Source organism: Pedobacter sp. L105 (genome assembly GCF_009765875.1).
Taxonomy (GTDB): Bacteria; Bacteroidota; Bacteroidia; order Sphingobacteriales; family Sphingobacteriaceae; genus Pedobacter.
This window is the reverse complement of sequence record NZ_LMUP01000004.1, coordinates 802,999-828,164: the sequence shown is the minus strand read 5'-3', so window position 1 is coordinate 828,164 and position 25,166 is coordinate 802,999. Positions and strand designations below refer to the sequence as shown.

23 protein-coding genes and 1 tRNA gene are annotated in these 25,166 nt (G+C 40.0%); 14 read left to right on the top strand and 10 right to left on the bottom strand.

The window, feature by feature from the left end; genetic code table 11:
* The first annotated feature begins 13 nt into the window (after positions 1–13).
* The 11 genes from tuf (at position 14) to GSQ84_RS08685 (ending at position 13,095) form a co-directional block, all read left to right on the top strand.
* A complete protein-coding gene (gene tuf, locus GSQ84_RS08735) occupies positions 14–1,201 on the top strand; it encodes an elongation factor Tu (RefSeq protein WP_158796854.1) in 1,188 nt (395 codons plus the stop codon).
* A gap of 114 nt (positions 1,202–1,315) precedes the next feature.
* Positions 1,316–1,386, top strand: a tRNA-Trp gene (locus tag GSQ84_RS08730).
* A 13-nt stretch (positions 1,387–1,399) separates the two neighbouring features.
* Entirely contained in the window at positions 1,400–1,597 is a 198-nt protein-coding gene (gene secE, locus GSQ84_RS08725) for a preprotein translocase subunit SecE (RefSeq protein WP_158796853.1), read from the top strand.
* Positions 1,598–1,604: 7 nt separating this feature from the next.
* Complete coding sequence (nusG, locus tag GSQ84_RS08720) at positions 1,605–2,147, top strand: transcription termination/antitermination protein NusG (RefSeq protein WP_041878241.1); 543 nt, start codon at positions 1,605–1,607, stop codon at positions 2,145–2,147.
* Between the two features lie 75 nt (positions 2,148–2,222).
* Positions 2,223–2,666 carry a 50S ribosomal protein L11 gene (rplK, locus tag GSQ84_RS08715; RefSeq protein ID WP_158796852.1) on the top strand — a complete coding sequence of 148 codons (444 nt, stop codon included), beginning with the start codon at positions 2,223–2,225 and terminating at the stop codon, positions 2,664–2,666.
* Between the two features lie 23 nt (positions 2,667–2,689).
* A complete protein-coding gene (gene rplA / locus GSQ84_RS08710) occupies positions 2,690–3,388 on the top strand; it encodes a 50S ribosomal protein L1 (RefSeq protein ID WP_158796851.1) in 699 nt (232 codons plus the stop codon).
* A 2-nt stretch (positions 3,389–3,390) separates the two neighbouring features.
* The gene (gene rplJ, locus GSQ84_RS08705) at positions 3,391–3,918 is read left to right on the top strand and encodes a 50S ribosomal protein L10 (protein WP_158796850.1); all 528 of its coding nucleotides are present in this window, start codon (positions 3,391–3,393) and stop codon (positions 3,916–3,918) included.
* 64 nt (positions 3,919–3,982) lie between these two features.
* Entirely contained in the window at positions 3,983–4,357 is a 375-nt protein-coding gene (rplL, locus tag GSQ84_RS08700) for a 50S ribosomal protein L7/L12 (protein ID WP_158796849.1), read from the top strand.
* Between the two features lie 153 nt (positions 4,358–4,510).
* Positions 4,511–8,314, top strand: coding sequence for a DNA-directed RNA polymerase subunit beta (rpoB, locus tag GSQ84_RS08695; RefSeq protein ID WP_158796848.1), 3,804 nt, complete (start codon positions 4,511–4,513; stop codon positions 8,312–8,314).
* A 75-nt stretch (positions 8,315–8,389) separates the two neighbouring features.
* On the top strand, positions 8,390–12,682 hold the full coding sequence (gene rpoC, locus GSQ84_RS08690) for a DNA-directed RNA polymerase subunit beta' (protein WP_158796847.1): 4,293 nt from the start codon (positions 8,390–8,392) through the stop codon (positions 12,680–12,682).
* A gap of 98 nt (positions 12,683–12,780) precedes the next feature.
* Entirely contained in the window at positions 12,781–13,095 is a 315-nt protein-coding gene (locus GSQ84_RS08685) for a DUF3467 domain-containing protein (RefSeq protein ID WP_158796846.1), read from the top strand.
* A gap of 12 nt (positions 13,096–13,107) precedes the next feature.
* On the opposite strand, the gene miaA is transcribed toward GSQ84_RS08685, so the two are convergent.
* The 6 genes from miaA to GSQ84_RS08655 form a co-directional block, all read right to left on the bottom strand.
* A complete protein-coding gene (gene miaA, locus GSQ84_RS08680; protein ID WP_158796845.1) occupies positions 13,108–14,025 on the bottom strand; it encodes a tRNA (adenosine(37)-N6)-dimethylallyltransferase MiaA in 918 nt (305 codons plus the stop codon).
* Between the two features lie 9 nt (positions 14,026–14,034).
* Positions 14,035–14,694: a hypothetical protein gene (locus GSQ84_RS08675; RefSeq protein ID WP_158796844.1), complete on the bottom strand. Its 660-nt coding sequence runs from the start codon at positions 14,692–14,694 to the stop codon at positions 14,035–14,037.
* A 50-nt stretch (positions 14,695–14,744) separates the two neighbouring features.
* The gene (locus GSQ84_RS08670) at positions 14,745–16,160 is read right to left on the bottom strand and encodes a CCA tRNA nucleotidyltransferase (RefSeq protein ID WP_158796843.1); all 1,416 of its coding nucleotides are present in this window, start codon (positions 16,158–16,160) and stop codon (positions 14,745–14,747) included.
* Between the two features lie 107 nt (positions 16,161–16,267).
* Entirely contained in the window at positions 16,268–16,834 is a 567-nt protein-coding gene (locus tag GSQ84_RS08665; protein WP_174238637.1) for an L-threonylcarbamoyladenylate synthase, read from the bottom strand.
* A 26-nt stretch (positions 16,835–16,860) separates the two neighbouring features.
* Positions 16,861–17,988: a glycosyltransferase family 1 protein gene (locus tag GSQ84_RS08660; RefSeq protein WP_158796842.1), complete on the bottom strand. Its 1,128-nt coding sequence runs from the start codon at positions 17,986–17,988 to the stop codon at positions 16,861–16,863.
* Complete coding sequence (locus GSQ84_RS08655) at positions 17,988–18,806, bottom strand: 2,3,4,5-tetrahydropyridine-2,6-dicarboxylate N-succinyltransferase (RefSeq protein WP_158796841.1); 819 nt, start codon at positions 18,804–18,806, stop codon at positions 17,988–17,990. The genes GSQ84_RS08660 and GSQ84_RS08655 overlap by 1 nt, the downstream gene beginning before the upstream one ends.
* Positions 18,807–18,885: 79 nt before the next feature.
* Here GSQ84_RS08655 and GSQ84_RS08650 point away from each other — a divergent pair, with 79 nt between their 5' ends.
* Positions 18,886–19,296, top strand: coding sequence for an RNA-binding S4 domain-containing protein (locus GSQ84_RS08650; RefSeq protein WP_158796840.1), 411 nt, complete (start codon positions 18,886–18,888; stop codon positions 19,294–19,296).
* Here GSQ84_RS08650 and GSQ84_RS08645 read toward each other — a convergent pair.
* The gene (locus GSQ84_RS08645) at positions 19,290–19,772 is read right to left on the bottom strand and encodes a nucleoside deaminase (protein WP_158796839.1); all 483 of its coding nucleotides are present in this window, start codon (positions 19,770–19,772) and stop codon (positions 19,290–19,292) included. The genes GSQ84_RS08650 and GSQ84_RS08645 overlap by 7 nt on opposite strands.
* A gap of 105 nt (positions 19,773–19,877) precedes the next feature.
* The gene (locus tag GSQ84_RS08640; RefSeq protein ID WP_158796838.1) at positions 19,878–20,489 is read right to left on the bottom strand and encodes an OmpH family outer membrane protein; all 612 of its coding nucleotides are present in this window, start codon (positions 20,487–20,489) and stop codon (positions 19,878–19,880) included.
* A gap of 224 nt (positions 20,490–20,713) precedes the next feature.
* On the opposite strand from GSQ84_RS08640, the gene gyrB reads away from it, so the two are divergent.
* A complete protein-coding gene (gene gyrB / locus GSQ84_RS08635) occupies positions 20,714–22,672 on the top strand; it encodes a DNA topoisomerase (ATP-hydrolyzing) subunit B (protein WP_158796837.1) in 1,959 nt (652 codons plus the stop codon).
* 416 nt (positions 22,673–23,088) lie between these two features.
* Here gyrB and GSQ84_RS08630 read toward each other — a convergent pair whose 3' ends face one another.
* On the bottom strand, positions 23,089–23,523 hold the full coding sequence (locus GSQ84_RS08630) for a retropepsin-like aspartic protease (protein ID WP_158796836.1): 435 nt from the start codon (positions 23,521–23,523) through the stop codon (positions 23,089–23,091).
* Entirely contained in the window at positions 23,523–24,461 is a 939-nt protein-coding gene (locus tag GSQ84_RS08625; protein WP_158796835.1) for a malate dehydrogenase, read from the bottom strand. Before GSQ84_RS08625 ends, GSQ84_RS08630 begins: the two co-directional genes overlap by 1 nt.
* Before the next feature lie 201 nt (positions 24,462–24,662).
* On the opposite strand from GSQ84_RS08625, the gene GSQ84_RS08620 reads away from it, so the two are divergent.
* Complete coding sequence (locus tag GSQ84_RS08620; protein WP_254070809.1) at positions 24,663–25,145, top strand: lipocalin family protein; 483 nt, start codon at positions 24,663–24,665, stop codon at positions 25,143–25,145.
* The last annotated feature ends 21 nt before the right edge of the window (positions 25,146–25,166 follow it).

The window sequence follows — 25,166 nt, the reverse complement described above, 5'->3', positions numbered from 1 at the left end:
TAAGTATAAAAACATGGCAAAAGAAAAGTTTGACCGCAGCAAGCCGCACTTAAACATCGGCACTATCGGTCACGTTGACCACGGTAAAACAACCTTAACAGCAGCTATCACTAAAGTGTTATCTGATGCTGGTTTATCTGAGGCGCGTTCATTTGAATCAATTGACTCTGCTCCAGAGGAAAAAGAAAGAGGTATCACTATTAACACTGCACACGTTGAGTATTCAACAGCTAACCGTCACTATGCACACGTTGACTGTCCAGGTCACGCGGATTATGTGAAAAACATGGTTACTGGTGCTGCGCAAATGGATGGTGCTATCATCGTTGTTGCTGCTACAGATGGTCCGATGCCACAAACTCGCGAGCACATTCTATTGGCTCGTCAGGTAGGTGTACCTTCATTGGTGGTTTTCATGAATAAAGTGGATATGGTTGACGATCCTGAATTACTAGAATTAGTAGAGATGGAAGTTCGTGAATTATTATCTTTCTATGATTTCCCTGGTGATGACATCCCTGTGATTCAAGGTTCTGCCTTAGGTGGTTTGAACGGCGATCCGAAATGGGTTGGTAAAATCATGGAACTAATGGATGCTGTAGATAGCTACATTCCAATTCCTCCACGTTTAACTGAACTTCCATTCTTAATGCCTGTTGAAGATGTATTCTCGATCACTGGTCGTGGTACTGTTGCAACTGGTCGTATTGAGCGTGGTGTAATCAACTCTGGAGATCCTGTTGAGATCCTGGGTATGGGTGCTGAAAATCTTAAATCAACTGTAACAGGTGTTGAGATGTTCCGTAAGATCCTTGATTATGGTGAAGCTGGAGATAACGTAGGTCTATTGTTACGTGGTATTGAGAAAACTGATATTCGTCGTGGTATGGTTATCTGTAAACCAGGTACTGTAACTCCTCACACTGATTTCAAAGCTGAGATCTATGTATTGTCAAAAGCAGAAGGTGGACGTCACACTCCATTCTTTAACAAATACCGTCCGCAATTCTATTTCCGTACCACAGACGTTACTGGAGAGATCACTCTTCAAGAAGGAACTGAAATGGTTATGCCAGGTGATAACGTTACTATCAATGTTAAATTGATCAACGCAATCGCAATGGAAAAAGGTTTACGTTTCGCTATCCGTGAGGGTGGTAGAACAGTAGGTGCTGGTCAGGTAACTGAAATTGTAAAATAATTTCTAATCCTCAGGGAAAAGAGATTGAATAATACACAAAGTACTCAGGAATTAACCCCTGAGTACTTTGTTCTAATAAAATGTTTGTATTGGCCTTTAGGCTCAATAAAATACACGGGAATAGTTCAACGGTAGAATAGAGGTCTCCAAAACCTTTGATCAGGGTTCGAATCCTTGTTCCCGTGCAAAAACTTAGATATGGCTGGCATAGTTCAATTTATTAAAGAATCGTATGAGGAGATGACCCAGAAGGTTACCTGGCCTACATGGGGAGAACTGCAAAGTTCTGCAGTGCTGGTTCTGGTAGCATCATTAATCATTGCAGTAGTTGTTTTTGCAATGGATAAAGGGTCTACATTTGTGTTGGATACTTTTTATAAATCACTTTCTAATTAATAGCTAAATGAACGATCAGTTAAAATGGTATGTAGTTAGGGCGGTAAGCGGAAAAGAGAAGAAGGTAAAACAGTATATCGATTCTGAGATTAGTCGTTTAGGTTTCTCTCACTTAGTTCCGCAGGTATTGATCCCAATGGAGAAATACTACCAGATGAAAGAAGGTAAAAAGATTGCAAAAGAGCGCAACTTTTATCCTGGATACGTTTTGATCGAAGCTACATTAGACGGGGAATTAGAACACATTATCAAAAATGTGAACAGTGTAATCGGCTTCTTAGGCGATAAAGGTGGTAATCCGGTTCCAATGCGTCAGGCAGAGGTTAACCGCATCTTAGGTAAAGTAGATGAAATGAGCCAGCAGGGTGAAACCATGAATGTGGCTTATTATGTTGGAGAAAACGTCAAAGTAATGGACGGTCCATTCAACGGATTTACCGGGGTGATTGAAGAGGTGAACGAAGAGAAGAAGAAATTGAAAGTTATGGTTAAGATATTTGGACGTAAGACCCCACTGGAACTTAACTACATGCAAGTAGAGAAAGAATAGAAATATTATATAGACCTTAAATGTTACATGCTTCCAACATTTTAACATTGAGTATTACAATTAACAAATCAGAAAATGGCAAAAGAAGTCAGTGCGCTTGTTAAATTACAGATCAAGGGTGGAGCCGCAAATCCATCACCACCAGTAGGACCTGCATTGGGTGCTAAAGGGGTGAACATTATGGAATTTTGCAAGCAATTTAATGCTCGTACCCAAGATAAGCCTGGTAAAGTATTACCCGTTGCTATAACTGTTTACGCTGACAAGTCTTTCGAATTTATCATCAAAACCCCTCCGGTTGCTATCCAGTTAAAAGATGCAACTAAATTAACGAGTGGTTCTGCTGAGCCCAACCGTAAGAAAGTTGGTTCGGTGACTTGGGATCAGGTTAAGTCAATTGCTGAAGATAAAATGACTGATTTAAATGCATTCACTATCGAATCGGCAATGAGTATGGTTGCCGGTACAGCACGCAGTATGGGAATCACCGTTAGCGGCGATGCACCCTGGACAAATTAATTAACAAAAAACAGTTTACAACAGTGGCTAAATTAACAAAAAATCAAAAAAAGGCACATGCTAAACTAGAATCTGGTAAAACGTATTCTTTACAGGATGCGGCTGCATTGGTAAAAGAGATCACTACCACCAAATTTGATGCTTCGGTTGATATCGACATCGCTTTAGGTGTTGATCCGCGTAAAGCGAATCAAATGGTACGTGGTATCGCTACTTTACCACACGGTACAGGTAAAACTGTACGTGTATTAGTTCTTTGTAATCCTGATAAGGAAGAAGAGGCTAAAGCAGCAGGTGCAGATTTCGTGGGTTTAGACGAATATGTAGCCAAGATTGAAGGTGGATGGACTGATGTTGACATTATTATCACTACTCCTGCTTGTATGGCTAAAGTAGGTAAACTGGGCCGCGTTTTAGGTCCACGTAACCTTATGCCAAACCCTAAATCAGGAACTGTTACCAACGATGTTGGAAAAGCAGTTACTGACGTTAAAGGCGGAAAGATTGATTTTAAAGTTGACAAAAGTGGTATCATTCATGCTTCAGTAGGAAAAGTATCATTCCCAGCGGATAAAATATATGAAAACGCATTAGAAGTACTTCAGGTAATTTCTAAGCTGAAACCATCATCTGCTAAAGGAACTTATTTTAAAAGCATTCACGTGTCTTCTACAATGAGTCCTGGAATTGCAATCGAAACTAAATCAGTAGCGGGTATTTAATTATGAACAGAGAAGAAAAAAACGAAGTAGTTTCGGCTCTTCAAGAGAAGATGCAGGAATTCGGTAATTTCTATATTGCCGACACATCAAGCTTATCTGTTGAGAAAATTAACAACATCCGTCGCAAATGTTTCGAAAGCGGTATTGAAATGCAGGTTGCTAAAAATACTTTGATCAAAAAAGCGATCGAAGGATTAGAAGGCGATAATTCAGAAATATTTGAAGCATTAAAAGGTCAGTCGGCTTTATTATTTTCAAAAACAGGTAATGGTCCAGCTAAGCTGATCAAAGCTTTGAGAAAAGTTAAAGGCGCAGATAAACCACTTTTAAAAGGTGCGTTTATTGATACGGCTATCTTTGTTGGTGATCACCATTTAGATGCATTAGTAAGCTTGAAATCAAGAGAAGAGCTTATTGGAGACATCATTGGATTATTACAGTCACCAGCTAAAAATGTTATTTCTGCCCTTAAATCAAGTGGTGGTAAAATCGCAGGAATTGTTAAAACTCTTCAGGAAAGAGAAGGTTAAGGAACACCTCATAAGTTCTATATTAATAAATCTATTTTACGTAAAATTTTAAAAACTCTATAAAATGGCAGATTTAAAAGCGTTTGCTGAGCAATTGGTAAACTTAACAGTTAAAGAAGTTAACGAATTAGCTCAAATCCTTAAAGACGAGTATGGTATCGAACCAGCTGCTGCTGCAGTTGCTGTTGCAGGTCCTGCTGGTGATGCTGCTCCTGCAGCTGAAGAAAAATCTACTTTTGATGTAATCTTGAAAGAAGCTGGTGGTGCTAAACTAGCAGTTGTTAAGTTGGTAAAAGACTTAACTGGATTAGGTTTGAAAGAAGCTAAAGACTTAGTTGATGGTGCACCTAAAGAAGTAAAAACTGGTGTTTCTAAAGACGAAGCAGAAGCTTTGAAAAAACAATTAGAAGAAGCTGGAGCTGTAGTTGAAGTTAAGTAATCACTTAATCTCAATATAACTTTAAACATAGACTCCGACTGTACAGTCGGAGTCTATACCTGTTTATATACATTTCATCTAAGTTTGGTTGATGAGATGTTCACGGCAAACCAAACAAATAGTTTATTCTTAAACTAAATTAACTTTAGTACCTTGGCAAATAAAGTCGACCAAAGAGTAAATTTTGCACGTAGTAAGCACATCATAGATTATCCCGATTTTCTAGATGTACAGTTGCAATCATTCAGAGAATTTTTCCAGATAGAAACTACTTCAGACAACCGTCACACAGAGGGTTTGTTTAAAGTATTTGCTGAAAACTTTCCAATCACTGATTCCAGAAATATTTTCGTTTTGGAATTCCTTGATTATTTTATTGACCCGCCGCGTTATGATATACCTGAGTGTATCGACCGTGGGTTAACTTATAGTGTTCCCTTAAAGGCAAAGTTGAAATTGTCTTGTAATGATGCGGAACACGAAGATTTTGAAACCATCATTCAGGATGTATATTTGGGAACTATCCCATATATGACTCCTAAAGGTACTTTCGTGATCAACGGTGCAGAGCGTGTAATTGTTTCTCAGTTACACAGGTCTCCAGGTGTGTTCTTCGGCCAAAGCCGTCACACTAATGGTACCAAGCTTTATTCTGCCCGTGTTATTCCTTTCAAGGGATCATGGATCGAGTTTGCAACTGACGTGAACAACGTCATGTATGCTTACATTGACCGTAAGAAAAAGTTCCCGGTTACTACCTTGTTGCGTGCTATTGGTTATGATTCTGATAAAGACATCCTGGAGCTGTTTGACCTTGCTGATGAAGTAAAGGTGAGCAAATCTGGTTTGAAAAAATACATCGGACGTAAACTGGCTGCAAGAGTTTTAAGAAAATGGGTTGAAGATTTTGTAGATGAAGATACCGGTGAGGTAGTTTCTATTGATCGTAACGAAGTGATCTTGGACAGGGATACTGTTTTAGAAGACGAACACATTGATATGATCATTGACGCTGGTGTTAAAACTATTATCCTATCTAAGGATGATGGTGCCAGTCAGGCAGATTATACTATTATATATAACACATTACAGAAAGATACTTCAAACTCTGAAAAAGAGGCGGTTGAAAACATCTATCGTGCTTTGCGTAACGCAGAACCACCTGATGAGGAAACTGCAAGAGGTATCATTGAACGTTTGTTCTTCTCGGATAAACGTTATGACTTAGGAGATGTTGGTCGTTACCGCATCAACCGTAAGTTGAAAATGGATACCCCTGATCACGTGAAAGTATTGACAAAAGCAGATATTATTGCGATTGTTAAATACCTGATCAAACTGATCAACTCCAAAGAAGAGGTCGATGATATCGATCACTTATCAAACCGTCGTGTACGTACAGTAGGTGAGCAGTTATATGCTCAGTTTGGTGTAGGTCTGGCGCGTATGGCCCGTACTATCCGTGAAAGAATGAACATCCGTGATAACGAGGTTTTCACTCCAACAGATTTGATTAATGCCCGTACTTTATCGTCGGTTATTAACTCTTTCTTTGGTACTAACCAGTTGTCTCAGTTCATGGACCAAACCAATCCTCTGGCAGAGATTACGCACAAGCGTCGTCTGTCAGCCTTAGGCCCAGGTGGACTTTCCCGTGAAAGAGCAGGTTTTGAGGTACGTGACGTTCACTATACCCACTACGGCAGGTTATGTACTATTGAGACACCAGAGGGACCAAACATTGGTCTGATCTCGTCTCTTTGTGTACATGCGAAGATCAATACGCTAGGATTTATAGAAACTCCATACAAGATCGTAAGAGACGGTATCGTTGCTGTAGATGAAGATGTTATTTATCTTTCTGCTGAGGATGAAGACGGTAAAACGATTGCGCAGGCAAACGCGGCATATGATGATAAAGGTAACTTCACTACAGCACGTGTTAAAGCACGTTATGAGGGTGACTTCCCGATTATTGAGCCTGAGAAATTAGACTTAATGGACGTGGCTCCGAATCAGATTACTTCGATTGCTGCTTCACTGATCCCGTTCTTAGAACATGATGATGCGAACAGGGCCCTGATGGGATCCAACATGCAACGTCAGGCTGTACCATTATTACGTCCTGAAGCGCCGATTGTTGGAACTGGTCTGGAAGGCCGTGTAGCACGTGATTCAAGAACACTGATCAATGCTGAAGGCGATGGGGTTGTTGAATATGTTGATGCTAACGAAATCACCATTAAATATGTACGTAACGATGCAGATCGTTTGGTATCATTTGAAGGTGACAGCAAAACTTATAAATTAATCAAATTCAAGAAAACCAATCAGAACACTTGTATCAACTTAAAACCAATCGTTAAGAAAGGTCAGAAAGTTGTTAAAGGACAAGTATTATGTGAAGGTTATGCAACTGAAAATGGTGAGCTGGCTTTAGGCCGTAACTTAAAAGTAGCGTTCATGCCTTGGCAGGGATATAACTTTGAGGATGCGATCGTAATCAGTGAGCGTATTGTTCGTGAAGATATTTTCACTTCATTGCATATTGAAGAGTTTGAATTGGAAGTTCGTGATACAAAACGCGGGGAAGAGGAGTTAACACCAGATATCCCTAACGTTTCTGAAGAAGCGACTAAAGATTTAGATGAAAACGGTATCATTCGTATCGGTGCTGAAGTTAAAGAAGGCGATATCCTTATCGGTAAAATTACCCCTAAGGGAGAGTCTGATCCTTCACCGGAAGAGAAGTTACTGCGCGCAATCTTTGGAGATAAAGCAGGTGATGTGAAAGATGCATCACTGAAAACACCTCCATCAATCAAGGGTGTAGTAATTGATACTAAGTTGTTCTCAAGAGCTAAGAAAACTACTAAAGCTGAAGAAAAAGCAGCGATAGAGAAATTAGACAAGAGATATAACCTGGCGACAACCAACTTGAAAAATGAGCTGGTTGACAAATTGTTCCAGATTGTGAATGGTAAAACATCGCAGGGTGTTTACAACGTTTACAAGGAACTGTTGTTCGCTAAAGGTGCTAAGTTTACACAGAAAAGTTTAGCTGATCTTGAATTTGCACACATCAACCCATACAAATGGACTACTGATGATGACAAAAATGATCAGATCAAATTGTTGATCCATAACTATGGTATCCGTGTAAACGAAGAATTGGGTGCTTATAAACGCGATAAATTTGCAATTAGTGTAGGTGATGAGTTGCCTTCAGGTATTGTTCAAATGGCAAAAGTTTATGTAGCCAAAAAACGTAAATTGAAAGTAGGAGATAAGATGGCTGGTCGTCACGGTAATAAGGGTATTGTTGCCCGTATCGTTCGTGATGAAGATATGCCGTTCCTTGATGACGGAACTCCGGTTGATATCGTGTTGAACCCACTGGGTGTACCTTCACGTATGAACCTGGGCCAGATCTACGAAACTGTATTGGCGTGGGCCGGTAAAGAACTGGGTGTGAAATTTGCAACCCCGATCTTTGATGGTGCTAAACATGACGAGGTAGAAGAGTGGATCGCCAAAGCAGGTGTTCCTGCATCAGGAAGAACCTATTTACATAATGGTTTAACAGGTGAGCGCTTTGACCAGCCAACTACAGTAGGTATTATCTACATGCTGAAATTGGGTCACATGGTTGATGATAAAATGCACGCCCGTTCAATCGGACCATATTCATTAATTACACAACAGCCATTGGGTGGTAAAGCTCAATTTGGAGGTCAGCGTTTTGGTGAGATGGAGGTTTGGGCATTAGAGGCATTCGGTGCAGCTAATATTCTTCAGGAAATCCTGACTGTGAAGTCGGATGACGTGATTGGAAGAGCTAAAACTTACGAAGCAATTGTAAAAGGCGAGAACCTGCCGACTCCTGGTGTACCGGAATCATTTAATGTACTGGTACATGAGCTGCGCGGATTAGGTTTAGATATTACGTTAGACTAATGTTGAATTTTTTAATGCTGGGACAGGTTCATCCTGTTCCGGCTTTTTAAATTTTCAAATTCAAACAACAGAGCTATGTCTTACAAAAAGGATAATAAATTAAAAAGCAATTTCACCTCGATTACCATTAGTTTGGCATCGCCGGAGGCTATTTTAGAGCGCTCTAGTGGTGAGGTGTTAAAACCTGAGACTATTAATTATCGTACTTACAAACCAGAACGTGACGGTTTGTTTTGCGAGCGTATTTTTGGTCCGGTAAAAGATTACGAATGTCATTGCGGTAAATACAAACGTATCCGTTATAAAGGTATTGTTTGTGACCGTTGTGGTGTTGAAGTAACGGAGAAGAAAGTACGTAGAGAACGTATGGGACACATTAACTTGGTAGTTCCTGTTGCGCATATCTGGTATTTCCGTTCACTGCCAAATAAAATCGGTTATTTATTAGGCCTTCCTACCAAAAGATTAGATTTGATCATTTACTACGAGCGTTATGTAGTTATTCAATCTGGTTTAATGGAAGAACAAGGTATCCAGTATATGGATTTCCTTACTGAGGAAGAGTATTTAGATATCTTAGATAAATTACCAAAAGAAAATCAATATTTAGACGATAAAGATCCTAATAAATTCATCGCCAAAATGGGTGCTGAAGCATTAGAAGATTTGTTGAAACGTATTGACTTAGATACTTTATCTTACAACTTACGTCACCAGGCAGCAAACGAAACTTCACAACAACGTAAAAACGAAGCTTTAAAACGTTTACAGGTTGTTGAAGCTTTCCGCGGTGCAAGAACACGCATTGAGAACAATCCAGAATGGATGATCATCAAAATTGTTCCTGTTATTCCACCAGAACTGCGTCCGTTGGTACCTCTTGAAGGTGGTCGTTTTGCGACTTCAGATTTGAATGATCTGTACCGTCGTGTGATTATACGTAACAACCGTTTAAAACGTTTGATCGAGATTAAAGCACCGGAAGTTATTTTACGTAACGAAAAACGTATGTTACAGGAAGCTGTAGATTCGTTATTTGACAACTCACGTAAAGTAAATGCAGTAAAAACCGAAGGTAATCGTGCATTGAAATCTCTTTCAGATATCCTGAAAGGTAAACAAGGCCGTTTCCGCCAGAATTTATTGGGTAAACGTGTGGATTATTCAGCACGTTCTGTAATTGTTGTAGGTCCGAACCTGAAATTACACGAATGCGGTTTACCTAAAGATATGGCTGCCGAGCTGTTCAAACCGTTTATCATTCGCAAGATGATTGAACGCGGAATTGTGAAAACAGTTAAATCTGCAAAGAAAATTGTTGATAGAAAAGATCCTTTAGTTTGGGATATCCTGGAGAACGTTTTAAAAGGACACCCTGTATTACTGAATCGTGCGCCTACGCTGCACAGATTGGGTATACAATCTTTCCAGCCTAAATTGGTTGAAGGAAAAGCTATTCAATTACACCCGTTGGTATGTACTGCATTCAACGCGGATTTTGACGGTGACCAGATGGCTGTGCATTTACCTTTAGGTCATGCTGCTATTTTGGAAGCCCAGGTATTGATGTTAGCTGCACACAACATTCTGAACCCAGCAAACGGTACTCCGATTACTGTACCATCTCAGGATATGGTTTTGGGTCTTTATTATATTACTAAAGGCCGCAGAACTGATGAAGGACGTGTAGTTAAAGGTCAGGATTTCTCTTTCTATTCTCCTGAAGAAGTGATTATCGCTTATAATGAGAAAAGAATTGATCTTCACGCATTTATCAAAGTAAAAGTAAATGTTAAAGATAGTGATGGTAACATCGTTAACAAATTAACAGAAACCACTGTAGGCCGTGTATTGTTTAACCAAATGGTACCGGAAGAAGTTGGTTATATCAATGAGTTACTGACTAAAAAATCACTGAGAGATATTATCGGTGATGTAGTAAAAGTAACTGGTATGTCTCGCGCAGCAAGATTCTTAGATGATATTAAGGAATTAGGTTTCCAAATGGCATTTAGAGGCGGGCTGTCATTTAACCTGCAGGACGTTAACATCCCGGTAGAGAAACAAGTTCTTTTAGAACAAGCTTCTGCTGAGGTTGAAGAGGTAAGGAATAACTATAACATGGGATTCATTACCAACAACGAGCGTTACAATCAGATCATCGATATCTGGACCCGTATCAATAACCGTTTAACATCATTCGTGATGACACAGTTATCGAGCGATAACCAGGGCTTTAACTCGGTTTACATGATGCTTGACTCCGGAGCACGTGGATCTAAAGAGCAGATTCGTCAGCTTTGCGGAATGCGTGGTCTGATGGCAAAACCTCAGAAATCAGGTTCAGGTGGTGAGATTATTGAGAATCCGATTTTGTCTAACTTTAAAGAAGGACTATCAGTATTAGAATACTTTATCTCTACCCACGGTGCGCGTAAAGGTTTGGCGGATACAGCGTTAAAAACTGCAGATGCTGGTTACCTTACACGTCGTTTACATGACGTTGCTCAGGATATGATCGTGAATGCAGCTGATTGTGGTACGTTGAGAGGTATGTATACTACTGCATTAAAAGATAACGAAGATATCGTGGAGCCGTTATATGACAGGATTTTAGGTCGTATCTCACTGCATGATGTATTCAACCCGCTTGATGGAGCGTTATTAGTTGGTGCCGGACAGGATATAGACGAAGATGTTGCGAGAGCAATTGAAGAGTCTCCACTGGAAGGTGTTGAAATACGTTCTGTATTAACCTGCGAGAATAAAAGAGGTGTTTGTGCTTTATGTTACGGACGTAACTTAGCTACTGGTAAACGTGTTCAAAAGGGTGAAGCTGTCGGTGTAATTGCTGCACAGTCAATCGGTGAGCCGGGTACACAGTTAACACTGCGTACATTCCACGTGGGTGGTACTGCATCAAACATTGCTGCTGAATCTCAGATCAATGCGAAGTTTGATGGTATCATTGAATTTGAAAACGTTCGTACTGTAGCTAATGATACAGGTGAAGAAGGTGTAAAACAAATTGTTTTAGGTCGTTCAGGCGAGTTCAAAATCGTTGAAGAAGGTACTGGTAAGATTATCATGACCAACAATATCCCTTACGGTTCATTCTTGTACGTTGAAGAAGGAGCTAAAATACAAAAAGGCGACAGGATTTGTTCATGGGATCCGTACAATGCGGTAATTATCTCGGAATTTGCCGGTAAGATTGAATTTGACGCGATCATCGAAGGTGTTACCTTCCGTGAAGAGTCGGATGAGCAAACTGGTCACCGTGAGAAAGTAATTATCGATACACGTGATAAAACTAAAAATCCATCAGTAAGGGTTGTAGATAAAAAAGGTGAATTGATCAGACAGTATAACATCCCGGTTGGAGCTCACGTTTCAATTGACGATGGAGAAGCTGTTAAAACTGGTCAGATCTTAGTTAAAATTCCTCGTGCAACGGGTAAAACAAGAGATATTACGGGTGGTTTACCACGTGTAACTGAGTTGTTCGAAGCACGTAACCCATCTAACCCGGCTGTAGTAACCGAGATTGATGGTGTGGTAACTTTAGGTGGTGTGAAACGTGGTAACCGTGAGATGACCATCGAATCAAAAGATGGTGAGATCAAAAAATACCTGGTTCCATTGTCTAAACACATCCTGGTTCAGGATAACGATTTCGTGAAAGCTGGTATGCCATTATCAGACGGATCTATTTCTCCTGCGGATATTTTAGCAATCAAAGGACCTGCTGCTGTTCAGGAATACTTAGTGAATGGTATCCAAGAGGTTTACCGTTTACAAGGTGTGAAAATCAACGATAAACATTTTGAGGTTATCGTTCACCAGATGATGCAGAAAGTTCACATTGAAGATCCGGGAGATACCACATTCTTAGAGAATAACTCTGTAGACCGTTGGGATTTCATGATCGAAAATGATGAGATCTATGATAAAAAGGTTGTTATTGATGCTGGTGATTCAAATACCGTTAAACCAGGTCAGATTCTTTCCCTGCGTAAATTAAGAGATGAAAATTCTCAGTTAAAACGTAAGGATTTGAAACAGATCGAAGTTCGTGATGCAAGATCGGCAACTGCCAGTTCTGTATTGCAGGGTATCACCCGTGCTTCATTAGGTACTAAATCATTCATCTCTGCAGCTTCCTTCCAGGAAACTACAAAAGTATTGAACGAAGCTGCAATTGCAGGTAAACGTGATAATATGCTTGGATTGAAAGAGAACGTAATTGTAGGTCACCTAATTCCTTCTGGAACAGGTGTACGTGGTTACGAGCGTATCATTGTAGGTTCACAGGAAGAGTACGACAAATTATTAGCTTCGAAACAAGAAGAAGAGGTAGAAGCCTAATTTTTTCTCAAATATCATTCAAGTCCTCCCTGGTTTCAGGGGGGACTTTTTTTTTGTTCAAATGACCGGTATAAAAATTTAAAGATTAGTTTTGCGGTATGGAAGATCAAAACAACGAGAATCAGATCAATATTGAATTGTCTGAAGAAATAGCAGAGGGTGTATTTTCTAACCTGGCGATTATTACACATTCCAATACGGAATTTGTAGTGGATTTTATCAGGGTAATGCCTGGGGTTCCGAAAGCAAAAGTGAAATCCAGGATCATATTAACGCCTGAACATGCTAAACGATTAATGATTGCGATGCAGGATAACATAGAGAAATTTGAAGCACAAAACGGTAGGATTAAAACCCAGGATGAGCCTTCAGGATTTCCATTAAACTTTGGGGGGCCTACAGCACAGGCTTAGTTTGTTCCTGGTTTAGTCAGCTTTTAAGGATTGCTCAAGGAAATCGATAATGGATTGGGGTTGGGTATGGGGTTCGAACCATTTGATCTGATCATCTCTCCTGAACCAGGTTAACTGGCGTTTGGCAAAACGGCGTGTATTTTGTTTGATCTTATCAACTGCCATTTCATAAGAGATCAACCCATCCAGATAATCGAAAAGCTCCGCGTAACCAACAGTTTTTAATGCGTTAAGGTCTTTGTATGGTTCGAGGGCTTTGACTTCTTCCAGGAGGCCATTTGCAAGCATGAGATCCACTCTATGGTTGATACGTTCATAAAGCAGAGGCCTTTCTATGTTTAATCCGATCTTGATGATATCAAATGGTCTTTCTTTTTTGCTGTTGGTTAAAAAAGAGGAGACCTTTTTCCCGGTAGACAAAAAGAATTCCAGGCCGCGTATCATACGCTGTGGATTAGACTGGTCTACTTTAGCATAATATTCTGGGTCGGCTTCGGCTAGTTTTTCCCTGATTGGTTCAATTCCCTTCTTTTCAAATAACAAATTGAGTTCTTCCCTGATCTGCATGTCTGTATCCGGCAATTGATCCAAACCTTTGGTTACTGCATCCAGGTACAGGCCGGAACCTCCTGCCATAATTGCTACATCATGCCTGCTGAATATTTCAGCCAGTACTTCCAACGCTTGTTTTTCAAAATCACCTGTGCTGAAAAGCGTATTGATGGAATGTGAATCAATAAAATGGTGTTTAGCCATTGCCAGTTCATCTGCACTTGGCTTGGCCGTTCCAATGGACATCTCTTTAAAGAATTGCCTTGAATCGGCAGAGATGATCTCTGTAGAAAAATGCCGGGCCAATGTAATAGCTAAAGCTGTTTTACCTATAGCAGTTGGACCGGCAATTACGATTAACGTTTTATTTTTTGCCATTATATGGCATTAGTAATCTTCCTTACTATCATATTCTTCATCTCCGAAATCATCTGATTCAGAGAAATCGTCTGACTCATCTTCCTCTTCTTCTTCATCAGCATCTTCACTTTTTGATGAAGTGGTGATACCCCTGCCATCCATTGCTTCGATTTCTTCTGTATCTCCCGGAACAAAATCCATCTCGTTTAAAAAGTCGAAATCCGTTGACACAGGAGCGGCCACTGCTGCAGTTGCGGCAGCGATATTGTTGGCATCAAAGATTTTTGGCGCTTCACCAATACTTTTGAAAAGCACCGGATATTCTATGTTAGGATCTGTCTGAAGGATGATCTTGATCAGTTCAACATGAAAATCAAAAGGACGTTCAAAATTGTAGATATAATAGAATTTCTGATGCGGGTCTTCAATGTAACTGCTTAGTTTGGCATTTTCCATCAGGATGACACCATTATCAGTTTTCCTTTGAACAGGTAAATAGGCGATTTCATCACCTTTGATCCAGTGATCAGAACTTACGTAAAAAGAAGATGATTTTTCAGCGGTATAACCTGTTGAGCGGTGCACTGCCTTATGTAAATCTTCAAACGTTTGTGATGACTTGATATCGATCTCTCTAATCACTTCGTCGTAGTCTTCAAAACTAATTCTAAATCTATAAATTGCCATTTGAGCTGTATTTCTATTTATAAAATTATGAAATAAAATATATTTATTTATTATTTGGATGGATTAGTTACGGGCAATAGTCCCAATTCTTTTCCTTTGACCAGCATAAATGCTAACGCTTCATCATAGGAATTTGTTATTTCGCCTTCCAGTATTGCTTCACGTATCGCATTTTTAATCAACCCGACTTCTTTTCCTGCAGTTAATCCGAAGATTTCCATAATATCGGTTCCTGTTACGGGAGGCTGCCAGTTTCTTAATTTATCCCGCTCTTCTACATCTTTTAGTTTCTGTTTGACCAGTTCAAAGTTGTTGCGGTATTTTTTTACTTTGTATTCGTTTTTAGTGGTTACATCCGCATTGCAAAGCATCATGAGGCTATCAATATCTTCGCCGGCATCAAATAATAAGCGCCTTACTGCAGAGTCTGTTACCACTTCCTGTGCCAGTACAATAGGACGAAGATGCAGCTGTACCAATTTTTGCACGAGCTTCATTTTTTCATTCAGCGGAAGTTTTAGCTGGGCGAAGATCTGCGGCACCATTCTGGCGCCTTTATCTTCATGGCCATGAAATGTCCATCCATGGTTTTCTTCAAAACGTTTGGTAGGTGGTTTAGCTATATCATGCAGGATAGCCGCCCATCTTAACCAAAGATCATCGGTAACCTCGCAAATGTTATCCAATACCTGTAAGGTATGGTAAAAATTATCTTTGTGACCTTTCCCATTGATAATTTCCACGCCGTAAAGCGCAGTCATCTGCGGAAAGATGAGGTGTAGCAATCCGGTATTAAACAAATGTTTGAAACCGATGGACGGAACAGGGGAGAGGATGATCTTATTCAGTTCATCGGTAATACGTTCTTTGGAAAGGATGCTGATCCTTTCTTTCTGTTTTGCGATGGCAGCCAGTGCCTGTTCATCAATCTTAAAATTCAGCTGTGTAGCAAAACGTATAGCGCGCATCATACGCAGGGGATCATCAGAAAAAGTGATTTCAGGATCCAGCGGAGTGCGTATCAATTGTTGTTCTAGATCTTCCACGCCTTTGAAAGGATCGATCAGTTGTCCGAAGTTTTCTTTGTTGAGTGAGATAGCCAGCGCATTGATCGTAAAATCCCTTCTTAACTGATCGTCTTCAATGGTGCCATTTTCTACGATAGGTTTACGGGAATCTGATCGGTAGGATTCTTTGCGGGCCCCAACAAATTCAAGTTCCAGCTCTTTGTATTTTAGCATGGCCGTACCAAAACTCTTGAATACGGCAACTTTACTCTTTAAGGCTTTACCGGCCAGTTCAGCAAAGTTTATCCCATTTCCTAAAACTACGATGTCAATATCTTTAGAAGGCCTGTTCAGGAAAATATCCCTTACATACCCGCCAATGATATACGCTTCAATATGATTTTCAGCCGCAATATCAGCAAGTACCTTGAAAACAGGATGTCCTAGATTTTTTTTCAAAATGATATTTAATGTCGTTAATTACCCAGATTAAGCATAAACTTATGGATTGATGTTATAAAATAAGCTCACGATTGGTTTCATGGAGTTTGCAAAAGTACTAAAACTTACTTTCTAATAAAGGAAAATTGCCCGGATGGACTTAATTTCATTATTGTTGAAGGTTTTTTGTTATTTCTTAGGTTTTGTTCCCAATCCACAATATAATCTACGGATTCTTTAATCTCTTCGCTAATATCGTCAAAAAATTGCGGGGTAGGTTCTCCCGAAATGTTGGCTGAGGTTGAAGTAATAGGCTTTCTGAACCTCTGCAGCAATTGTTCTACGAAATCATGTTTAATGATCCTGATGCCAACACTTCCATCAGCGTTAATCACATTTTTAGCTAAATTCTTTGCGCCCGAAAAAATGATGGTCAGCGGATGTTCGGCATATTCTATCAGATCATAAGCCACTTCGGGCACTTCATTGATATAACTTTGCAGTTTAGAGTCGTTATCCAGCAGGACGATGAAACTTTTATCCGCTTGACGTTTTTTGATGGTATTGATCTTCTCCACAGCTTCAGCATTGGTCGCATCACATCCAAGGCCCCATACGGTATCAGTAGGATAGAGAATTACCCCGCCATTTTTGAGTACAGTTAATGCCTTTTCAATTTCGGTTTTTAGCATGCGGTAAATTTATTAAAATATCTCCGTTATTTTACCGCCAATGTGATGTTCGTATAACAATCCATCAGCTGATGTGCCAGTGTATAGGCATTGAATTTTTGTACATAAAGCAAGCCCTTCTCTTTCATTTGTGTAGAAAGAGCTTCATTATGGAGAACTTTATTTATAGCTTCACTCAATGCTGAGGGGTCATTTGGATGGATATAAATACTATCGGGCCCGCCAGCTTCTTCCAGGCAGGAGCCGGTTGCAGCAATTACGGGAACCTTACCATAGAGGGCTTCGATGATCGGGATGCCAAAACCTTCATAAAAGGACGGGTAAACAAATAAGGAAGCCAGCTGATAGATGGAGGGAAGGTCTGTAAAGGGAATATCTTTCAGGAAAATCACTCTTTCACTCAATCCCTGCCGCTTAATCTCGGCATGTACCTGTTGTGCATAAGCTTGTTGTCTCCCTACTACAACAAGTTTGTAAGCAGGGTCGACAGTTTTTAAAGCCTGTATAATGAGCAATAGATTTTTTCTGGGTTCAATGGTACCTACATTCAGCAGGTATTTTTCCGGCAGGTTATAGGTTGTACGGACATTGCTCTTTATCCTGTTAGAAACGATATGTTTAAAGGATTCATCGCAGGTCTGGTAGATCACCTGGATTTTTGAAGGATCGGTCTGATAGTATTCAATGATATCTTTTTTTGTCTGTTCGCTGATCGCAATAATCTGATCTGCATGTTTACAGGCATACTCACTTTTGAGGTTATAGATAGTCCGGTCTATAAATTTATAATGCTGAGGAAAGCGCAGGTAAATGAGGTCGTGGATGGTGACCACAGTCTTTACCGCATTGCTGATACCTACTGGGATTTCGTTGCTTAGCCCGTGGAAGATATCGATATGATCTTTTACCAGTTGTTCTTTGATACCGAAAGTCCTCCACAAAGGCCTGAATGCAAATTTCGGAGGGAGCTCCAGGTGGATATTTTCCTTTTCAAAAAAGGAACTGATCTGTTTATCGGCTTTAATTTTTGGCGTGTAAACAAAATAATGGTCTTGATGGAAAAATTCTGATAGCTGTAGGATCAGCGATCTGCTGTAATTCCCTAATCCTGTCAGGTTATTTGCAGCCCTTTTTCCATCAAAACCAATATTCATTAAACTGCTACGTTGTTTTCTCTTAATGCGTCATTAAGGGAAGTCTTTTTATCTGTAGATTCTTTACGTTTTCCGATGATCAATGCACAAGGAACCTGGTATTCACCGGCAGGGAATTTTTTAGTATAACTTCCCGGGATCACTACTGATCTTGCAGGAACAATACTTTTATATTCAACAGGTGAGCTTCCGGTTACGTCGATGATTTTTGTAGAGGCCGTAAGTACAACATTTGCACCTAAAACAGCTTCGCGTTCTACGCGTACACCTTCAACTACAATGGCACGTGACCCAAGGAAACAGTTATCTTCAATAATTACCGGTGCACCCTGAACAGGTTCTAGAACACCGCCAATACCTACACCACCGCTTAGGTGAACATGTTTTCCAATTTGCGCACAAGAGCCCACAGTAGCCCAGGTGTCAACCATTGTACCTTCATCAATATAAGCGCCAATATTTACATAAGATGGCATTAAAATCACTCCTTTTGCTATAAATGCACCATAACGGGCACTCGCACCAGGAACAACCCTTACACCCAATTCTTTATAATTGGTTTTTAACTTCATTTTATCATGATAGGTAAAAGGACCAACTATAGTTTCTTTCATTTGTCTGATAGGAAAATAGAGGATAACTGCTTTTTTAATCCAGTCATTAACGCCCCAAGAATTCAGAATAGGTTCTGCAACACGAATTTCTCCTTTATCTAACTGCAATACTACAGTTTCAATAGCTTCACAGTATTCATTATATTCCAATAAAGATCTGTCTTCCCAGACAGCCTCTATTAACTTTTTCAATTCTTTAATCATTGTCAATTATTAATTTTTCACAAAATAAATCAATTTTATGTATTGAGCGGTCTTTTATCTTACGTATTTTTGATTTTTTATGGCAGAGCAGGAAAAACTACGGATAGATAAATACTTGTGGGCAATCAGATTGTTCAAAACAAGAACTTTAGCGACAGAAGCATGTAAGGCCGGACGTGTTAAAATGAACGGACAGAACATCAAGGCGTCGGTGGTGGTGAAACCAGGCGATGTTTACCAGGTGTCTAGAGGAATAGAAAAAAAAGTGATCGAAGTAGTGGAGCTGCTGTATACCAGGGTAGAATCCAAGATCGCTGTCACTAAGTATAAGGATATTACCCCGCTGGAAGAAACGCATGCCTATAAATCGATGTTCCACTCACCTGTTTTAACCAGGGACAGAGGGGCGGGAAGGCCGACTAAAAGGGATAGGCGAGAGATTGACGACCTGACCGATAATCTTTTCGACGAGGAGAAAAAAGATCAGTAATCTGTTTTCATTTCAGATTGTTCCCACAGTTTAAAGGCCTGCTGTGCCTCTTCCTGTAGTAGCTGAAAGGTGGCAACTTTACGTTTATCCGGAGATTTTTCAAATTCTTCATAGATGAACTGATCATCAAAGCCGACGTTGCTGGCATCTGTTTTAGTGTTGGCATAGTAAATACCATCAAGATGCGCCCAGTAAATGGCGCTTAAACACATCGGGCAGGGCTCACAGCTGGTATAGATCACGCATCCTTTAAGATTAAAGGTTTTGAGTTTTTTACAGGCCAGTCTGATTGCAGATATTTCTGCATGAGCGGTAGGGTCGTTGTTAGGGACTACCTTATTTCCGCTTTTGGCTATCACCTTTCCTTCTCTGACGATTACAGCGCCAAAAGGCCCTCCAATGCTTTCCAGTACGTTTTTTTCTGATAGCCCTATAGCCATCCGCATGAATTTTTCGTGTTGCTGCTGTTTCTTCATTGAGTTTGGGGATGTTTTTTAGCCTGATACGTAAATCATCAATCTAAAATATTTTACAAAAAAAATGCCCCGATATACGGAGCATTTTTTGGAATGGTTTTCAACTTATTTTTTGTCTGCTTTATAACCTTCGTTTAAGCCTACAATTACTTCGCTGGTTACATCCAGTGAAGGATCTGCAAATAAAATAGCGCTGTTACCTTTTTGGTAAGTTAACACCATTTTGAAACCTTTGTCTTTTGCATAGATCTTAAGGTAGTCTGCAATTTTGTTGTATAATTTCTCTTGTTCAGTAGCTTGCTCACTTTGTAAAGCCTGACCAGCATTTTGCTGATAAGCCTGTAATTCCTGTTGTTTACGTTGCAGTCTTTGTTCTGTTGCAGCTTTCTGATCAGCAGGCAAAGTGTTCTGTGTTTGCTGATATTGGGCTACTTCACGCTGAAAAGCTTGTTGTTTACCTGCAAGGTCAGCTTGTGCGGCTTTAGATTTAGCATCTAATTTAACTTTCAGGTCTTTGAAATACTCATATTTAGTTAGCAACGAATCAGAGTTTACATAAACAATAGGTTCGCCTGTTTTTACAGCAGCAGGAGTTTCAGTTTTAGCTGAGGTACTTGTGGCGGCATCTTTATTGTCTTTATTCTGGCATGAAGCCATTACGGAAACTAATGCTACAGCTGTAGCCAGAGTGCTTAGTTTGAAGGAGGTTCTGTTCATGAATGATTTTCTTTTGTAATTGGTATGTTTTTCTTTTCAGGTCTCTCAATTATTGCGCAGCTGAAGAGATATATTTCAGCAAATATAAAATTTCCATTTTAGTATCCTAAATAAGTCGTTTTTTTTGCGTCATTAATATACGAATTCGTCTAAATAGTTATCCACAATTTGCCGTTAATTGCCCACAAATGGTTATTTTTGACTCTTATTATTTATTAACATATATGAGCGAAGAAAAAGATTCAAAGTCAAATTATTCGGCAGATAATATACAGGTATTAGAAGGTTTAGAAGCGGTGCGTAAGCGCCCTTCAATGTATATAGGGGATACTGGTGTAAAAGGTTTACACCATTTGGTTTATGAAGTAGTAGATAACTCTATTGATGAGGCTTTAGCAGGACATGCAGATACCATTACTGTAAATATTCTTAAAGACAATTCGATCAGGGTAGAAGATAATGGCCGTGGTATTCCAACGGGCATTATGCAGAAAGAACAAAAATCTGCATTGGAGATCGTAATGACGGTTCTTCACGCAGGTGGTAAATTCGATAAAGACACTTATAAGGTTTCCGGTGGATTGCATGGTGTAGGGGTAAGTTGCGTAAATGCCTTATCTACACACTTAAAAGCTGAAGTTCACCGTGAAGGAAAGATCTGGGAGCAGGAATATGCGATGGGTAAACCTCAGTACGACGTTAAAGTTGTAGGAGAAACTGAAAAAAGAGGTACGGTGATCACTTTTACACCAGATCCTACCATTTTTACCCAGACTACAGAGTATCGTTATGATACATTGGCTTCCCGTTTAAGAGAGTTATCCTTTTTAAATAAGGGAATCAGTTTAACCTTAACTGATGAACGTGAAGTGGATGAAGATGGAAAATTCTTAACAGAACTTTTCCTTTCTCAGGGTGGATTAAAGGAGTTTGTTCAGTTTTTAGATGGAGGACGTCCTTCACTGATTGCTGAACCCATTTATGTTGAAGGTATAAAAAATGGTATTCCTGTTGAACTGGCTTTGCAGTACAATGACAGTTATGCTGAAAATGTACACTCTTACGTAAATAATATCAATACACATGAAGGCGGTACACACATTGCCGGTTTCAGAAGAGGATTGACCCGTACGCTGAAAGCTTATGCTGATAAGTCGGGTTTGTTGAAAAACGTTAAGTTTGAGATTACAGGTGACGATTTTCGTGAAGGATTAACTGCTGTTATTTCTGTAAAAGTACAGGAACCTCAGTTTGAAGGTCAGACGAAAACAAAGTTGGGTAACTCTGAGGTTATGGGTGCGGTAGATATCGCTGTTGGTGAAGCCCTGGGCATCTATCTGGAAGAATATCCAAGAGAAGCCAGGATGATCGTAAACAAAGTGATCCTGGCGGCAACCGCACGTGCTGCTGCACGTAAGGCCCGTGAAATGGTTCAGCGTAAAAGTGTAATGGGCGGCTCCGGATTACCGGGCAAGCTTGCCGATTGTTCGGATAGCGATCCTGAAAAATGTGAGTTATACCTGGTGGAGGGAGATTCTGCGGGTGGAACAGCGAAACAGGGACGTGACCGTAATTTTCAGGCTATTCTTCCATTGAAAGGTAAGATCCTCAATGTAGAGAAAGCAATGGAGCATAAGATCTATGAAAATGACGAGATCAAGAATATGTTTACTGCCCTTGGTGTAAGTATAGGTACTCCGGAAGATGATAAAGCATTGAATATTACCAAACTTCGTTACCACAAAATTGTGATCATGACGGATGCGGATATTGACGGATCACACATTACTACACTGATCCTTACCTTCTTCTTCAGGTACATGAAAGCGCTGATCGAAGCAGGATATGTTTATATCGCAGCTCCACCGCTTTACCTGGTGAAAAAAGGAAAAGACCAGGAATATTGCTGGAATGATCAGCAGCGTGATGCAGCAGTACAACGACTAAAAGGTCAGGGTAAGGAAGAAAGTGTTCACATCCAGCGTTACAAAGGTTTGGGTGAGATGAATGCAGAGCAGCTTTGGGATACTACTTTGAACCCGGCTAACCGTACACTGATGCAGGCTACCATTGAGAACGCTGCAGAGTGTGATCATACTTTCTCTATGTTAATGGGAGATGAAGTAGCACCGCGCAGAGAATTTATCGAGAGAAATGCTAAATATGCTAAGATTGATGCATAAAATATAGAAGCTTATGCGGGCTTCGCTTAAACCGGTTTACTTTTTTGTTGCTGAAATCTTTGCTCGCTGTGCTTGCAAAATTTCGAGGCGACAAAAGGGTAAACCGGTTTTTTTTATCATCTACTTTGGGTGATGTTTATTAAAAAGCTTCTCCGGGCTTCGCTCAAAACAGATATGCTCTTTTGTTGCTGAAACCTTTGTTCGCTGCGCTTACAAAATTTCTAGGCAACAAAAGAGCATATCTGTTTTTTTTAGATCATCCATTGCAGGGTGGCTTTAGACGATTTATAGAAAAAACTGTAAGACGAGCCCTGTAGGATAATCTCTTAAAAAAAGAACTGCTTTATTAAGGCCTTCAAACGCGTTTCAGCGGTTGGTAGCCTTAATAAAGCAGTTCTTTTTTAGGGTTGATGATCTTAGTGTTTTCCTTTTTGAGAAAACAGGATCTTCAGTTTTTTATAATTGATCTTGGCCTGATACTGATGAAAAATATCACTGCCAAGAATGGCAATAATTCTGGGATGCCCCAACAGGGTGTAGGCTTCATTTACCGACTGCAGGTCAAGACCTACAGCAGGGTAATTTTTAATGATCAGCTTTCCTATCTTCAGTTTAGGGATCACAGCCTGTATTGTACTGGAAGTGGTAAATAACGTGGTTGCATTCGTATCATCTGCAGTGACAATTTCATCACTGTTGATCTCCATAAAACCTTTATCGAATACAGATCTTGAAGCACCGGTATCCACCACCGCCCAATTTTTCTTTCCAAAAACGGAAATTTCCACCAAAAGGTGGAAACCATCTTCATTCAGGCTGATTAAAATCAGCGGAACTGCAATTGTACGCATTAAACGAGGTTCATTTCTTTAAGGACATTATTCATATTTCTAACGGCATCAGCACTTTTATTAAACGTTAGCTGTTCATCTTCGCTTAAGCTATAATCCATGATCTTTTCCCATCCATTACGACCAATAATTACCGGTACACCCAGGCAGATATCATTTTGCTGATACTCTCCTTCAAGGGAAACACTGCAGGTAAAGAGCTTTTTTTCATCACGTACGATGCTTTCTACCAAAGCGGCGACAGCGGCACCCGGGGCATACCATGCAGAAGTACCGAGCAGGGCGGTCAATGTAGCTCCGCCAACCATTGTATCTGCAGCAACCCTGGCCAGTATATCCTCAGCTAAAAGTTCTGTAACCGGGAGGCTCTGGTAAGTAGCATAACGTGTTAAAGGGATCATGGTCGTGTCTCCATGTCCGCCAATCACGAAACCTTGCAAATCGTTGGCATTACAGTTCAGGGCAACACTTAGGTAATACTTAAACCTTGCGCTATCCAGGGTGCCGCCCATACCGATGATCTTGTTTTTAGGCAGGCCCAGGGATTTTAGTGCCAGATAAGTCATAGTATCCATCGGGTTACTCACCACAATAATAATAGCATCGGGAGAAAACTTAAGTATATTTTCAGCTACTCCTTTAACAATACCAGCATTGATGCTGATTAACTCCTCTCGGGTCATTCCGGGCTTGCGAGGCAATCCGGAAGTGATCACTGCTACGCGTGATCCTGAGGTTTTACTATAGTCATTGGTTACCCCTTTAATCTTTGTATTAAAACCGAGCAGAGCAGCCGTTTGCATCATATCTATAGCTTTACCTTCGGCAAAACCTTCCTTAATATCCAGTAAAACTAATTCTTCGGCCAGTTCTTTCCTGGCGATATTATCTGCACAGGTAGCACCAACTGCGCCTGCGCCAACAACTGTTATTTTCATAGGTCTATTTTTTTATTTGGTTAGATAATCAGACTAAACGTGAGCCCCTTGTAATAAACAAATATGGTAAAACTTCAGATACAAGTTATAAATTTAACACAGTTATAAAAAATGCTTTTTAAAACTTTATTATTGTTTGTGGGTTTTATGTGAAAGAATTTACATTTGCTTAACGCCGGCGAAATAAATAAAAAGGGGAAGATGATGGACAATACACCTGTTGAAAAAGTTGATATAATGTCTTATGCAGGAAAATGGTATTCACTTTATTCTATACCAACTTTTATGGATAAAAACTGGCGTGAAACCACGGAAACCTACGTTATACATCCTGATGGTTATTACGCAGTTTTCACCACTTATAAATCGATTGGTGAAGATGCGCTCAAATATATCAGGTCTAAACTTTTTGTGGTCAGGGGAACCAGAAATGCGGAATTGAGAGCACAGTTTGTATGGCCTGTAAAAGTTGATTACTGGGTGATAGAACTGGCAGAAGATTATTCTTATGTCGTGGTAGGCCACCCTAAGCACAAGTTTCTTTTTATCATGTCGCGTAAGCCTGAACTACCTAAAGAATTACTCGAAGAAATTATTGAGCGTTGTCATGCCAGGGGTTATGATACCGAAAAGCTTGTTTCCCAGGAGCACAAACAGCTCCTTCAAAAGGGGCAGCCACACTGAATAGCGACATCTGATAAACTA

Bases quoted from the DNA above. Each gene is read 5' to 3' on its own strand.
- GSQ84_RS08665 (WP_174238637.1), bottom strand. From the start codon at position 16,834: ATGCTAAAAACCGAAATTGAAAAGGCATTAACTGTACTCAAAAATGGC.
- GSQ84_RS08675 (WP_158796844.1), bottom strand. From the start codon at position 14,694: ATGGCAATTTATAGATTTAGAATTAGTTTTGAAGACTACGACGAAGTG.
- GSQ84_RS08625 (WP_158796835.1), bottom strand. From the start codon at position 24,461: ATGAAAATAACAGTTGTTGGCGCAGGCGCAGTTGGTGCTACCTGTGCA.
- GSQ84_RS08685 (WP_158796846.1), top strand. From the start codon at position 12,781: ATGGAAGATCAAAACAACGAGAATCAGATCAATATTGAATTGTCTGAA.
- nusG (WP_041878241.1), top strand. From the start codon at position 1,605: ATGAACGATCAGTTAAAATGGTATGTAGTTAGGGCGGTAAGCGGAAAA.
- rplK (WP_158796852.1), top strand. From the start codon at position 2,223: ATGGCAAAAGAAGTCAGTGCGCTTGTTAAATTACAGATCAAGGGTGGA.
- miaA (WP_158796845.1), bottom strand. From the start codon at position 14,025: ATGGCAAAAAATAAAACGTTAATCGTAATTGCCGGTCCAACTGCTATA.
- GSQ84_RS08620 (WP_254070809.1), top strand. From the start codon at position 24,663: ATGATGGACAATACACCTGTTGAAAAAGTTGATATAATGTCTTATGCA.
- GSQ84_RS08655 (WP_158796841.1), bottom strand. From the start codon at position 18,806: ATGATTAAAGAATTGAAAAAGTTAATAGAGGCTGTCTGGGAAGACAGA.
- gyrB (WP_158796837.1), top strand. From the start codon at position 20,714: ATGAGCGAAGAAAAAGATTCAAAGTCAAATTATTCGGCAGATAATATA.
- tuf (WP_158796854.1), top strand. From the start codon at position 14: ATGGCAAAAGAAAAGTTTGACCGCAGCAAGCCGCACTTAAACATCGGC.
- rplJ (WP_158796850.1), top strand. From the start codon at position 3,391: ATGAACAGAGAAGAAAAAAACGAAGTAGTTTCGGCTCTTCAAGAGAAG.
- GSQ84_RS08645 (WP_158796839.1), bottom strand. From the start codon at position 19,772: ATGAAGAAACAGCAGCAACACGAAAAATTCATGCGGATGGCTATAGGG.
- GSQ84_RS08630 (WP_158796836.1), bottom strand. From the start codon at position 23,523: ATGCGTACAATTGCAGTTCCGCTGATTTTAATCAGCCTGAATGAAGAT.
- GSQ84_RS08640 (WP_158796838.1), bottom strand. From the start codon at position 20,489: ATGAACAGAACCTCCTTCAAACTAAGCACTCTGGCTACAGCTGTAGCA.
- GSQ84_RS08650 (WP_158796840.1), top strand. From the start codon at position 18,886: ATGGCAGAGCAGGAAAAACTACGGATAGATAAATACTTGTGGGCAATC.
- secE (WP_158796853.1), top strand. From the start codon at position 1,400: ATGGCTGGCATAGTTCAATTTATTAAAGAATCGTATGAGGAGATGACC.
- rpoC (WP_158796847.1), top strand. From the start codon at position 8,390: ATGTCTTACAAAAAGGATAATAAATTAAAAAGCAATTTCACCTCGATT.
- rplL (WP_158796849.1), top strand. From the start codon at position 3,983: ATGGCAGATTTAAAAGCGTTTGCTGAGCAATTGGTAAACTTAACAGTT.
- GSQ84_RS08660 (WP_158796842.1), bottom strand. From the start codon at position 17,988: ATGAATATTGGTTTTGATGGAAAAAGGGCTGCAAATAACCTGACAGGA.